General features: G+C 47.5%; 11 protein-coding genes. 6 read left to right on the top strand and 5 right to left on the bottom strand.

What is annotated here, in order from left to right:
* Window positions 1–5: 5 nt before the first annotated feature.
* Both PsAD5_RS02665 and PsAD5_RS27965 read right to left on the bottom strand, forming a co-directional pair.
* The gene (locus PsAD5_RS02665; RefSeq protein ID WP_063290998.1) at window positions 6–728 is read right to left on the bottom strand and encodes an IspD/TarI family cytidylyltransferase; all 723 of its coding nucleotides are present in this window, start codon (window positions 726–728) and stop codon (window positions 6–8) included.
* A gap of 920 nt (window positions 729–1,648) precedes the next feature.
* Complete coding sequence (locus tag PsAD5_RS27965; protein ID WP_193758245.1) at window positions 1,649–1,819, bottom strand: hypothetical protein; 171 nt, start codon at window positions 1,817–1,819, stop codon at window positions 1,649–1,651.
* 92 nt (window positions 1,820–1,911) lie between these two features.
* On the opposite strand from PsAD5_RS27965, the gene PsAD5_RS02660 reads away from it, so the two are divergent.
* The 3 genes from PsAD5_RS02660 to PsAD5_RS02650 all read left to right on the top strand — a co-directional run bounded on the left by PsAD5_RS02660 (window position 1,912) and on the right by PsAD5_RS02650 (window position 4,512).
* Window positions 1,912–2,757 carry a LysR family transcriptional regulator gene (locus PsAD5_RS02660; protein ID WP_063290997.1) on the top strand — a complete coding sequence of 282 codons (846 nt, stop codon included), beginning with the start codon at window positions 1,912–1,914 and terminating at the stop codon, window positions 2,755–2,757.
* Window positions 2,758–3,489: 732 nt separating this feature from the next.
* Window positions 3,490–4,155 (top strand): ParA family protein, encoded by a 666-nt coding sequence (locus PsAD5_RS02655; RefSeq protein ID WP_063290996.1) that lies wholly within the window; start codon window positions 3,490–3,492, stop codon window positions 4,153–4,155.
* A gap of 9 nt (window positions 4,156–4,164) precedes the next feature.
* Window positions 4,165–4,512, top strand: coding sequence for a hypothetical protein (locus tag PsAD5_RS02650; RefSeq protein ID WP_063290995.1), 348 nt, complete (start codon window positions 4,165–4,167; stop codon window positions 4,510–4,512).
* A gap of 37 nt (window positions 4,513–4,549) precedes the next feature.
* On the opposite strand, the gene PsAD5_RS02645 is transcribed toward PsAD5_RS02650, so the two are convergent.
* Window positions 4,550–5,350 (bottom strand): DNA adenine methylase, encoded by an 801-nt coding sequence (locus PsAD5_RS02645; RefSeq protein ID WP_063290994.1) that lies wholly within the window; start codon window positions 5,348–5,350, stop codon window positions 4,550–4,552.
* Window positions 5,351–5,935: 585 nt separating this feature from the next.
* Here PsAD5_RS02645 and PsAD5_RS02640 point away from each other — a divergent pair.
* Entirely contained in the window at window positions 5,936–6,571 is a 636-nt protein-coding gene (locus PsAD5_RS02640) for a hypothetical protein (protein ID WP_063290993.1), read from the top strand.
* Between the two features lie 104 nt (window positions 6,572–6,675).
* Here PsAD5_RS02640 and PsAD5_RS02635 read toward each other — a convergent pair whose 3' ends face one another.
* Window positions 6,676–7,533 (bottom strand): hypothetical protein, encoded by an 858-nt coding sequence (locus PsAD5_RS02635; protein ID WP_063290992.1) that lies wholly within the window; start codon window positions 7,531–7,533, stop codon window positions 6,676–6,678.
* Window positions 7,534–8,088: 555 nt separating this feature from the next.
* Between PsAD5_RS02635 and PsAD5_RS02630 the strand changes: the two genes are divergently transcribed.
* Both PsAD5_RS02630 and PsAD5_RS02625 read left to right on the top strand, forming a co-directional pair.
* Window positions 8,089–9,708: a site-specific DNA-methyltransferase gene (locus tag PsAD5_RS02630; RefSeq protein ID WP_063290991.1), complete on the top strand. Its 1,620-nt coding sequence runs from the start codon at window positions 8,089–8,091 to the stop codon at window positions 9,706–9,708.
* A gap of 3 nt (window positions 9,709–9,711) precedes the next feature.
* Window positions 9,712–12,396 (top strand): DEAD/DEAH box helicase, encoded by a 2,685-nt coding sequence (locus PsAD5_RS02625; RefSeq protein WP_063290990.1) that lies wholly within the window; start codon window positions 9,712–9,714, stop codon window positions 12,394–12,396.
* A gap of 478 nt (window positions 12,397–12,874) precedes the next feature.
* On the opposite strand, the gene PsAD5_RS02615 is transcribed toward PsAD5_RS02625, so the two are convergent.
* On the bottom strand, window positions 12,875–13,507 hold the full coding sequence (locus PsAD5_RS02615; RefSeq protein WP_063290988.1) for an NlpC/P60 family protein: 633 nt from the start codon (window positions 13,505–13,507) through the stop codon (window positions 12,875–12,877).
* Between the last annotated feature and the right edge of the window lie 86 nt (window positions 13,508–13,593).

Here is a 13,593-nt window from a genome sequence, read left to right as displayed (position 1 = left end):
CTACCTTAAGGCAATCCGAAAATAGATTCATAGTGACTTGCATCGACTAATGCTTTAAAGATGAAGTAATCTTTAGCTGTCGTAATTTTTATATTATCATAACTTGTCTCTACTAGATGTATATTTTTCCCATAATGTGACATGAGAGTACAACTATCTACCAAAGCATCCTCCGGCAAATCCTTTCCATTTATATGAAGCCTGTAAGCCTCAATAAAATTGAAGGCCTGAGGTGCTTTAACTATGATATAGCTACTGCGATTGTGGACGGTTGATATTTTCTGAAAATCGTCTGTCTCCGCAGGCGTCTCCGTTAAGGAAACATATGAGGCAGCTGCGCCGTGCTCTGTCGCGCCCTTAACGACATTTGTGATTATATCCTGCGTAATGATTGGACGAACAGCATCATGCATTACCACCGTCTCAGTGCTCGGAATATTCTTCTTTATGTAATCCAGTGCATTTAGCCTGGATTCATGAGAAGTTGCACCCCCGGAAATAATATGACATCGCTTTCGAATATTAAAACGCTCGATTAGATCCTTTAAGAAATCAGCCCACCCGGCAACGCAGGGAATGACAATTTCCTCGATATGAGGATTATTGGAGAAATGCTCTAGCGTATAAACAATAATGGGCTTCCCATAAAGTTCTACGAACTGTTTTGGGGTACCGCTCTTTGAAAATCTAGCTCCGACCCCACCACCGAAAATAATCGCAACGCTCAATTGGGAAAACTCCGCACCACACTATCATGAAAGATTCAAACGTGGTTTTTCTTTGCGCCTTCTCAACTCAGGCGTCAAGGCCATGCATACACTTTTATGACGTTATTAAGACGTTGTGCCGCCAAGGCAGAATCTTAGAAGAAAACACTTATCTCACCAACGAGTAAACTAAAGCACAAAACACCCCCCACTCGTGACTCCTCACATAAACATAGAACAAGAGAAGCTCTATCATCACTCACACGCATATTGCTCAGTACATATTATTAATATTTCGACACAAAATTAGTAATATATTTTATTTTTACCAAACGTTTATTAGTTTTACCTTATGTTTACATCACACCCTAAACAAAACTCATATTACACAGATATTATACTAATATTTTATATAATTAGCGTGCTTTTACAGAAAATGCCATTGAACATTGACTTCTACTATGTATTTTTGTAAAATTAAGTATATTTAATTATAATCGTTGTTTTAATCTTGAAAATATCACTTATCTTCAGCAACTTATGCTGAGTGAGCGGGATGCTTTGTTCACTTTGCATTATGCCTTGCAAGACCGCATAGAAGCGTTGAGAAAGACCTGTGGGGTTCTACAGCAGGTCGTCGACCCACAACCGGTCAGTACAACATTGACGCTTCTTGAGTAACGGGTTGGGCGCGGGGCGCTAAGCCCCCTGCCCTGTTCGGCTGCGTTGGGTCGCCTCTTCTCGTCACTCTACTCGATACATGAGGTGTGCCTTTTCACTGCGCCGGTGCAAAGTGGCGTTTCGCCGTGGGCGGAGCCTCACCACGCTTTGTCTGCCGCCCTCTCGCTTGTTGTTTGCCCGCGACCGGCATTCGCAAGCGCATGCACCCTGCTGGTCTGCGGTGAGTAACGCGCTCCGCAGGCCAGAGCTTTGTGCTGGTGTTATGGCGTAAAAATGCAGAACAGCGTGAAGACGACCGCGATGATAGAGGCCAACGCGATGTAATAGGGCCGTGCGCAGGCGCTGGCGTAGTTGGTGTAATAATCTTCCAACTGCCGCGGCGTTGGGTTTGGTGGGTGCCTGTCAGGTTCACGAAGTGGGAAAATCAACATTCTGGCTTCTTTTCTTTGAGGAGAACTAAGCCTATCTTTCCCTGTGTTCTTTCTGCCGGATAGCGGCCAAATTTCAAAAGCAGTTTTCAAAAATGAAGGTTCGATTGCTGGATAATCTCAATGCATTCCTCGTGCTTGCGGCTTGCGGTACGCTGAGTGAAGCCGCGCAGAGGCTGTCGTGTAGTCCTGCCACGCTCAGCCGCCGTATGCAGCAGCTGGAAGAAGATGTGGGGCTGAAGCTGTTTGACCGGGTGCAGGCCGGGTATGCGCTGACCGAGGACGGGCGGGATGTGCTGGAGCAGCTGGAGCCGTTTCAGTGTGCCTATGCCGGGTTTGAGCAGTGGCTGAGCGCGAAGTCTCGCAAGCCGCAGGTTCGGGTTTCTGCCGGAAGCTGGACCATGAAGTTTCTCAGCATGCATATTGGCGCGCTGTGCAAGCCGGAGGACGGGTTTGAGGTGGTGTTCATTACCAGCGAGGACCGGCTGAACATCAAAAAGCGCGAGATCGACATTGGCCTGCGCAGCTCAGCACCTGCGGAGATCGGGCTGGCGAGCAAGCGTCTGCCGCCCGTGGAGTTCGCGCCCTATGTGGCGGCGGGAGCTGATGCGGCGGTGCAGCAGCGGTGGCTCGGCATCGCGCCGGAGTACGCCACGACAAAGTCCTCACGCTGGTTGCTGGAGCAGCATGGCAGTGAGATGGTGATGCAAGTGAGCTCTCAACACACTCTGCTGGACATGCTGTGCGCAGGCGCTGGCACTTCCATTCTGCCAAGCTTTCTGGGGGATACGTCGCCTCAGTTACGGCGATGCGGGCCGGTGATTGAGGAACTGACCAAGCACCAATGGGTGACAATGCATGACGACCGGCGGCACTTGCCCGAGGTGCGGATGATGACCGACCGGATCGTGAAGGTGATAGAACAGCATCGCGGGCGCTAGTTGAGCACGGAAAAGGTATGGATGTAAGGAAGATAATCGCAGAAAATCGGCGCCGGTTGGCGTTAATGTGATCTGCTTTTCAAGGGAAGTTATGGCGGAGAGACAGGGATTCCTTGAGCAATAAAACGAGACACCCACTCATTCAATTTATCTATTTAATTACAATATCTTACAGTAAATAAAACCGCCCACACTCTATCGAGCAATCCAAGAAATGTTATGTAGTTTGTTATGTAATTATGCGTTACTCATAGGCCACCAGATAAGGCTACTTGATCCAGCCCATGAAGTACAGATATTAGCTTCAGGAAGCACACTCAACAAATAGAGCGAACAATGGAAGAACGCCCCGTCACTTTGGCAGACCTGAAGGAACTCAACGCCCCGGTTCGCGCTTACTGCGACAACTGCCAAAAAACTGCTTACGTCTCGACTGAGGGAATGCCTGAGCACACAATCGTAATTCATATTGCACGAAGACTGAGATGCTCGCGTTGTGGATCTACTAACATTGTGACCCGCCCCTGCTACCAGCACATGGTGCCGCAACATCCCGGCGAGCAAAGCCGCTGATCTGCTGTAATCTGCATTAGTAAACTGTTACCTGTTTGCTGTCTGGCGTTTGCTGTTTTTGGTTATTCGCTCTCTGTTCCCCGTTAATTATTACGGATTGTCTGTTATCTAGTGGCTAAATACTGTTGTCCGGCATCAAGCATTTGTTGAGGGCACAACATGACACGCACAATTTCAGTTATTCAGAAAAAAGGTGGCTGCGGAAAGTCTACTTTAATCATCTCTTTAGCGAGCATTCTTGCCGGTGAAGGACACAGCGTCATCATTCCAGACACCGACACGCTGCACTCTTCCTCACTTTGGGCACAGCAGGAAATCTCAGGTCGTGGCAGTATTGATTATCTCCGCGAGACAAACGACAACGCGATCACCAGCCTATTGCAAGAGGTCAGAAGCACCTACGATTACACTCTTGTAGACACCGCAGGCTTCAACTCCCGTATCGCTGGCTTCATCGCCGTTGAGAGTGATTTGGTGCTTATCCCTTGCACTACAACGATCTCCGATATTGCTGGCGCGATAGACACCCAGCGTTTTCTCTCGAAGCTCAGCGACAAGATAGGAAAGCCAATCAAGAGCGCCGTGGTGCGAATGGACTTTGATCGCGGCACTCGCAATGTCGAAGACATCACAAACGAGCTTTCCAACGAACCAGATCTACAAGTTTTGGATGCCGTCCTTTGGCACACCACAACATTCAAAACAGCTATGAACACCGGGGAACCAATCAAAGCACGCGCCAAGATCTACACTCAAGAACTCGTACGCGAGCTGAGAGCAAAGGATCTAATCCCACCAGCCATCATTCGCAAAGCAGCGGCATAAAGGTGAGCCATGGGAGACTATAAAGAAAAACGTCGCCTGATCAGCCGAACAACCCCAAAGGAAGATCAACCTTCAGAACCGGCTGAAGAAGCCACTGAGAGCCGTTCCATTCAAGAGATAGTTTCTCAGCTCGTTGAAGATCGACCAAGCGAGCACGAGGCGATGCTAACCGCTCTGCGCCGATCTGAGAGAGGAAGCGTTTCTTATACGCTGGTTCCTACCCCTATCATTAAAATGATGGAAGCCCGATGCGAAGAGCTAGGACTTGGTAAGAAGGAGTACTTTTACCATTTACTGCGAAACGATGGCTTACCAGTGCCTTCCCTAAAAGAACTTGACGCCCGCAATCGGAGATGATTGCGAGCGTCAAGGTTTCTCATATTGGATTGTTAAGCTAGTTGGAGATGATCAGCTCAGAGACCTGCTTACCCGCACCTTTCGCAATGGAATAGTTCAGGCTGACAACATCCTGCTGAAAGCCATCAAAGGTCTGCCGCGTTTCATCTCTATCATTCAGCGAGAGAATGAAACGACCTCCAATCGCGGAAAGCCGTTCTGCCATCTCTGCAAAGTCGGAGCGTTCAAATACCCCTTTGCCGTAATCTGTCTCACCACCCCAGTAAGGCGGATCCAGATAGAACAGTGTCTGCTCTCCATCGTAACGCTCGATGCAAGCACGCCAGTCCAGGTTCTCTATGGTTACTGCAGACAACCTGTCTGCGACCTTCTCTATGTTGCTCTGCACACGCTGTACGTTAAAGCGGGATGGACGCTCTACCGCTGTCCCAAAAGACTGCCCCACAGACTTACCACCGAAGGCAAGCCGTTGGAGGTAGTAGAAGCGAACAGCCCTTTGAATGTCAGTCAGATGATCCAATCCACTGCCTTTCAAGGATTCAAATTCCTCACGTGAGGCAAACATGTATTCCAGGCTTCGCAAGAACTCAGCCTTGTGTGAGCGCAGAACACGAAAGAACGTGACAAGCTCACTATTGATGTCGTTGATCACTTCACATTTGGTGACAGAGCTTCTCTTGAAAAACACCCCGCCCATTCCACAGAACACATCCACAAAACTCTGGTGTGATGCCTGATTGATCTTACTGACAATACGAGCAGCAAGCTGGCTTTTGCCACCAAGATAGGGTGCCACCGGTTCAGCATTGACCGGAGCGATTTCTCCAAACAAGTTCATCTTGAAGTTTACTCTCAAGCTATGGCAAGATTTCCCAACCATACAATTAACAATGTATGGCTTGGTGGGAATGAGCCTTTCAGCTTGCTTAACGCTCTCACGGACTGGTTTGACAATGCCCGTGGATTGACGTGTCAACGCACGTCTTTCTTCCCACCATCACACTGACGGGTATCGAAAAGGGAGGGATCATGGGAAGTAGTAGCTCGTGACCATTACCTGCCATTCGACCTGTCTTGGCAAACTATCTGCTAGAGTGAGGATCCAACTTTAGGTTGGTCTTCTGTTGCATTAGTAAAATTTGTCTCCTGACAAGGCGTTTATCAACGTGTGGACAGATGCATGACAAGCTACGGGACTGGTTTGTTACACTTAATGCAAATTGCGAGCTGACCACAACCGATCTATTTAGAAACGGCGCTCAACTTGTCCAAGCAAACCGAGCCACTTCTGTTCTTCGCGTGACACGAAAAAAGGATAAAATCTTCTTGAAGAGTTTCAGACGAACCAACGAAAGACAGGCATCAAAATATATACTGAGAGCAAAATAGGTGTGGCGCAACCTGGTTGATAAGACATACTCTTATGTCTGTAGAGTTGTTTCATAGATGGTCACGCAACATGCTTCAGTTCAATAAGATTTGGTGGTTTGAAAACGAAAAACGGATTAAATACCTCGCTCAATGCCGTCAGCTTTTTGAGCGTTATTTTGATCAATTAGAGTATCCAAGATTCGCAGACTTTCCCGTAGAAACCGACAATTCAAGCGAGTTGCGAGATGACCTAAATCGTGACCTACAAAAGCTTAGGTCCATTCTTCTTGCTGTGAACGTGAATACTGTTGGTACTGTTCAAACAAATCACGCAACATTAATGGGTGCCAATCTCCTGCACTACTTCACCATACTAAACAGGCACAACCAAAGATTACTTAGAGATTATCTGATCAGAGCAGAAGGTATTTATGAGGGCAATAAGAAATCTGCTTTCATTCGCACAATCAACCCATTATTTTACCTAAACTTTTTACTGACTTGGATAGCTCACTTACCGATAACCTGGTTTGCTGATTGGTTTGGAAAAGACTTGAACGTTGTTCAGCAATCTCGCATAGGGCGCGTAATTTCCGGCTGCGTTTATTTAATCACATTGTTAAGTGGGATAGCCACACTCATCCTAACCTATGCAGATCGCGCTAAGATCTGGCAGATGTTTAATTAGTTAAACTAGAATATAAGAAGCGCGTGAAGGCCGGAAGTACCTTCAGAGTAGGCCCCTCTGATCAACAAGGATCATGCATCCGTTTGCTAATGCGTTGTAATGCTCTAAGCAGGCTCTGATTGATTTTCAAGATCTGGGAGATCGAGGCTATCTGCAAATTCTTTGCCCAACCGACTTATCGCAATTTGCTTGATACTAGCAAATCTTGGCCCATCACTTATTATTTGATATTTTCTTAGTTCTTTTAGGTTCTCGTTTTTCAAGCAAACATACCAAACAATATGTTCTTCTTCTTCCATCTGAGTATGTAAAATACTCTGATACTTGGCCACTCCTTGCATCTTATCCGAGTAACCCATGTTCACATAGTCGGCACTGTCGAGGAACTCATAGACGCTTCCGAGTTGCCAGAGATAAGTAGAAAGAATACCTCGATTGAACAGATAGATATTTTCTATGGTATTATCGATACCCGCTCGAGTTTTAGAACTCCGATTATTAGTGAAGTCGGCAATAACACTAGCAAAAATCTTTTTGCCACTGGAATTTGAGTGCCTTAGATCTTCTCGAATTTCTCTATGTGTCTTGAGCAATTCAAAAAAATGAGTTTCAAATGCCTGCCGTCGATTTGCTTGATTTTGCTCATCTAAAGCTTTGGTCTGTTCATCAAGCATCTCTTTGGTCTTTCGGGCATCTTCTCTTGCGAGGTTCAGCTCAGCTCGAGCCATCTTCAGAGCAGCCTGTTGCTGCAAGATGCCATAAACAAGACCGGCAAGTGCCAACCCTGAAAAAAGGGCATTCACTGCACCAAACTGGTCTCCGAATGTACCACGCTGGTCTCCTGGAAGAAAAAAGCCCACAACAGCAGTAATCACCCAACATGCTAGGACTATAAAAATAGCTGTCTTTGCCCAGAACTCGTGGCTCCGGTTTGCAACCCGCGCGCCTTCTTCAGTTTCCATAACGCATACCTCAAAATAAAATTCATAGTTGAATAATACGATTCTCCGCCTACCCAAAGTCATTGCGGGCAGTTTCTCGTTGCGATGTGCATTGGTGTGGGAGAACAATAAACTATCATACTGACAAGCACTCCAAGCGGAAAAAATCAGCCGAAACGAGCGACCCATCAAAAAAATAGAGTTGCATACTGGTCGCAACACATGTTCTCACTACAACAGCTTTTTGAGTATTAAAGATTCATACCGAAGCGGCCACTGCGAACTTTGACCGGAACACAGGGCTTCGAAAGTGCAGCAAATTGCTTTGAGCAAAAGCTGTCATTCGCGCTTGTCCGAGGCATTCCCAGTAAGAGCGAGGCTTCAACCATAGGTCGATCTCTCTAAGCTCACGATAGAAAGCGGAACCTCACCTCAGAGCAATAGCTGGCAATCACACAATCAGTTTCTGCACAACTCATATTCATTTGATTATTGCACCCAACCAAAGGGGTAAGATACCAATATTCCAACTTTTTACCGGCCCGCCGGAGGCCATTTTTAGAAGAGAATTGCATCATGCCCGTTTTGGATTGGATCGGTAAAAAAGCCGTCGTCAACCATCATCGTGAAACTCCTTACCGGTTGATCCATTGTGATAGCGATTTATCAGCTGGAGATAACAACTCTGGCAACTTGCTGGTACAGGGTGATAATTTGGAAGCACTGAAAGCCTTGCTCCCTTACTATGCTGGAAAGGTAAAATGCATCTATATCGACCCACCTTACAACACGGGTAACGAAGGCTGGGTCTACAACGATAACGTCAACTCACTTGAGATCAAGCAGTGGCTGGGTAAAGTTGTCGGGAAGGAAGCGGAAGACCTGTCCCGTCACGACAAATGGCTCTGCATGATGTACCCACGTTTGCGGCTCTTAAGAGAGTTCTTGCAGGAAGACGGTGTCATTATAGTTAGTATTGATGAGATAGAAGAGCATCGTCTCAGAGTACTACTAGAGGAGGTTTTTGGGCCAAGAAATTTTATGGCTGACATCGTTTGGAAAGCAAGGCAATTTAATGACGCGAGGTCCTTGACTGGGATATCAAAAGATCACGAAAGAATCTTAGTATTTGGAAAAACACAAAGTGCCCAACCATTCAAAGGCCTACCACGCTCGATGGAAAAGTTCTCAAATCCAGACCAAGATCCACGTGGTCCATGGATGAGTCGCAGTATTTTGGGGCTGGCAGATTCAAATGCACGGCCCAACCTTCACTATACCTTCTTTGATCCTCAGACCGAATGGGAGTTCTCCCCACCAGAAAATACAGGCTGGCGCTATTCAAAAGAAACGATGGAAGATAAAATCTCTAATAATGAGATAATATTTCCGAAGAAAAAAAACGGACGTCCCCGCGAGAAAGTTTTTTCCTCACGTTTGGAGGGAAAGACAATCAATTTCCCTTCAATAATTGATGACATTTTTACCGCGAATGGAACAAAGGAACTACGAGAAATATTTGGATCTGACGTTTTCGCATTTCCGAAACCTTCTGCATTGATTTCCCGCTTAATTTATCAGGTTGTATCCCCTGGAGAGATCGTGATGGATTCTTTTTCTGGTTCCGGCACCTCGGGGCATGCGGTACTTGATCTCAATAAGCAAGACAACGGTAACCGCAAATTCATTCTGGTGGAAATGGATGAGAAGATTGCGCCAGAGATTACCAGCGAGCGTCTGCGTCGTGTGATCAATGGTTATGACAAGGGCGGTGACGCAGCCAAGCCCGTAGAAGGACTTGGTGGTGGCTTTCGCTATTGTCGCCTTGGAACACCGCTGTTTAATGAATTTGGTGATGTGGAAGAAGCCGTGATCTTCTCAGATCTAGCGGCTCATGTTTTCTTTTCCGAAACGGGTATTCCAATACCTAAGAGGGTTGATGGCTCAACCCCGTTGATTGGCAATTACCAAGATAAATGCGTTTATCTGCTGTTTTCTGCAAGTGAACAGGGTTTTGCCCGTGAAGCTGCTGGCAACGTGCTAACGCCAGATACCTTGGCGAGCTTGCCAGCTGTTCCTGATGGTTCTGAAGGCAAACGCATTGTTTATGCAGAGGGCTGTACGGTTACACCAGAGCGGTTAAAAGCCCTTGGAGTCATCTTTAAGCAAATCCCTTACCAGATTGAGGGGCACTAACAGATGGCTGCGACGAATTTTGAACTGAAAGAATACCAGTGCGCGTCATTAAAGCGTTTTCGGCAATACCTGCGCAATTGCACCAGTGATGGTGCCTCTGTTGCGTTCTACAAAGCAACTAACCTAGCTTATATTGATGCTCCAATGATTACGCAGGGCACGCCTTATGTCTGTCTGCGTATCCCCACCGGCGGCGGCAAAACGGTTATGGCCGCTCATTCCATCGGTATAGCTGCAAAAACTTTCTTGCAGGCAGGCAATCCGATGGTGCTGTGGCTGGTGCCCTCAACACCAATTCTGGAACAGACGGTCTCTGCACTCAAAAACTTAGAGCACCCCTACAGAGCTGCCCTTGCGAAAGACTTTGGCCGGAATGTTTCAATCCTAACCAAAGCAGAAGCGCTTTCTATGTCCCGTGCTGATGCAGAAGGTGGTGCCTGTATTATCGTTTCGACCATTCAATCTTTCCGCCGCGAAAACGACAAGGGTGTGGAAGATAAAGAAGGACTGAAGGTCTATCAGGACGCAGGGGCCTTGATGGATCACTTCTCCGGTCTGTCACAGGAACAAGAAGAACGACTTGATAAGGTAGAAGGCACTAACCGGCCAATTGCATCTCTGGCGAACCTTCTTAGACTTCACAGACCTATGGTGATCGTGGATGAAGCGCACAATGCCCGCACCTCGCTGTCATTTGATACACTGGCTCGCTTTGATCCTTCGTTGATACTGGAACTGACAGCAACACCACAGAGCGAACATAAGCCAGAGAAAGACCTATACCCTTCCAACATCTTGTATTCTGTATCAGCGGCGGAACTAAAAGCTGAGCAGATGATCAAAATGCCGATTAAACTGACCACAGATCGGGATTGGCAAAAGACCGTTGGGGCAGCACTGGATTGCCAAGCAGCACTGGAAGAAGCTGCAAAAGCAGAACAGGCGCAAACCGGTGAATACATCCGGCCCATTATTCTGTTTCAGGCACAAGCTGCCAGCAAGATTGATCCTGGCCGAATTACCTATGATAAGGTCGAGGAATTCCTGAAGGTTGACAAAGGTATCCCAGAAGATCAGATCGCTGTGCATTCTGGTTCGCGTAAAGATCTAGATGATCATATTATTAAGGATGCGGAGTGCCGAGTACGTTACATCATAACAGTGCAAAAGCTGAAAGAAGGGTGGGACTGCCCGTTTGCCTATGTGTTGTGTTCCGTTGCTGAACAGACTTCTGCAACAGCCATTGAACAGATTTTGGGCCGTATTTTACGCATGCCCAAGGCAACTCTCAAAAATCGGCCTGCATTGAATGAAGCATACGCATTTGTCGCTTCAAACAGCTTTCATGAAACGGCACAACGGTTAAAAGACGGGCTGGTGGACGGTGCAGGTTTCAATAAGATTGAAGTAGATGATCTAGTTAAAATTCAGCCAGACCTTGGCTATGATATTAACGCGCACGAGACTGAGCATGAGGCTACTGGTTTTGCCGAGGACGAGTTGCCTGCTTTGGAAGTTGAGGAAACCATCCAAAAGCTGCCGGCTGCTGTACGCACACGCCTGAGCTATAAGCCAGAAAGCGGGGCATTGGTCTTCAGAGGGCCGATGACGAAGGAAGCGCGAAATCATATACACCTTGCCTTTGCTAAAGCGCCTTCAGCTGCAGGGAAGATCGACAGGCTCTTCGCAAAATCCAACAACATACAAACATCTGCAGCAGAAGAGGAAGACAAGCCGCCGTTTATCGTACCCATGCTGGCATTGAATAAGCAAGGCGTGCTGGAACTCTTCAGCAAAGAACACTTCCTCGATCTGCCCTGGCCGTTGGATGAATGTAATGCCTCGGATATCGTAGATCGTTTCCGCATTGTTGATGCATCCCAGACAGGCCAGATTGATATTACCGATAAAGGTAAGGTGGAAATCAATTTTGCGAAGAAATTACAAGGTGAGTTGGCAGCCGTTATACAAGAACCAAACTGGACTTTGCCCCGCTTAGCCAATTGGATAGACTCTGGTATCCAACACCCTGATGTAACCAAGCCCAGTGCAGTCGTGTTCATTTCCAACGCCCTCAAAGCGCTTGGGAAGGCTGGCTTTGAGCTTTCTGAGCTTGCACGCCACAAATATGAACTGCGTAAGGCACTAACTCAGTTGATCAATGATTTGCGCACTGATCGCCAAAACACAAGCTATGACGCCCTGTTTGCAGCACATGTTGACCAGTTTCTGACGACCGTTGAGCACCCGATGATTTTTGATGAACAGCGGTACGCTTACAACCAGCCCTATGCTGGAGCGACCAAGTTTAACAAGCATTACACCCGTATCATTGGAGATCTGGACCTCAAGGGAGAGGAATTTGATTGCGCGGCATACCTCGACCAGATGGATGAAGTGAAGTACTGGATTAGGAATGTAGACCGAAAGCAAAACTCATTCTGGCTCCAGCTTCCCAAGGACAAGTTTTATCCTGACTTCATGGCACTGCTTCATGATGGTCGTGTGCTAGCTGTCGAATATAAAGGCGAACAGCACTACACGGACGCAGAAGTGAAACGGCAAATTGGCAGAGTCTGGGCCGAGGCGAGTAATGGCCAATGTCTATTCTGCATGCCGACAAAACGGAAATTCGAGTTGATTACAGAAACGGTGAAAGCACAAAAAACTTTTAAGATGGCTCACTAACACATCCTGAGGCAAATGATAGTGTGACGCCATTTACCAAGAACATTTCCGTACCCAACGGTGACCCGGAAAACATTCGAGTCACCGACAGGCTGAATTGGATCAACTAAGTGGGTGCGCCTAGCTCGTTAAACTTACGATTGAGCCGCTCGAATGGCAGCAGTTGGCCCACATAAACGAGCCCTGATCTAGCAGATCAATCAGCACAGGACCTGCCGCGTTCATAGTCTCGCAGTTGCTTTCGTTTCATGCGGTTGTCCAGAACCCTGTTCCAGGCCATGAAAAACGCAGCAATTACAGTCAAGATAATAAGCAGTGCCTGAAAGAGCGGTTCTAAAAAATTGGCCCAGTTTTGGGCGATCCAAGCTGCTAGAAAGGTCAATGCTGTGCCTGTCTCTGATTTCTGCATCTTAGCCTCATTCAAGGATATGGATCTGCTGGTGAGTAGACTGCAATCACAACTCCAAACTCGAACGCCTTAAGCTTCGTTGGTCGAGACAGCACCCTCACGCTGCGCCAACACACGCTCCCCCTGCACAGGATAGCTTTCCGGCCACCGGATATCCAAGAGCCGCCGCTTTGAGACTTTCGTGATTGTGACTGCGTTGGACTGGTTCCCACCAAGCACGTGATAGTGACCTGCACTCTCGGAGACATAAAACCCGACATGCCCTTTCCAGCCGCGAGGACTTCCACGCCAGAACACGAGGATGGAACCTGGTACTGGTTTATCTAAACGCCTGCCGTATTTAGCCCATTGGCGAGATCCTAAAGGGTTGGTGGGCTGGGTATCAGATACAAGGCTCATGCAATGGGCAACGAACAGGCCGCACCATGGGGTTTCATCGGTTTGGTAGGAGATACCTAATTTGCTCGCCCAGCCCATGATCCTTGGATTGTGCGTTGGTCCCGAGATCTCCTTGGTTCCCAGCAGTCGACGCGCCTCAACCAGCCATGGTGGCTCATCACTTTTGACCGCCTTGATTTTGGAGCTAAGCCAATCCTGATAAGCAGCTTCAGATAGCCTGCCCCAATCTCCATCGGGTTTGCCGGGATTGAACCCGAGATCCTGCAACATTTCCTGAGATTCAAAGTCTGGTATCCGTCCCATGATCACCTCACAAAAAAGGCTCCCCATGGGAGCCGTGTTGTCAGATCAACTTCAATGCATGTCAGCAGGACGCGCACAAAGATGAT

It is taken from the genome of Pseudovibrio sp. Ad5 (assembly GCF_001623095.1).
Taxonomy (GTDB): domain Bacteria; phylum Pseudomonadota; class Alphaproteobacteria; order Rhizobiales; family Stappiaceae; genus Pseudovibrio.
The sequence above is the reverse complement of the archived record's forward strand: the minus strand, read 5'-3'. Positions and strand labels throughout refer to the sequence as shown.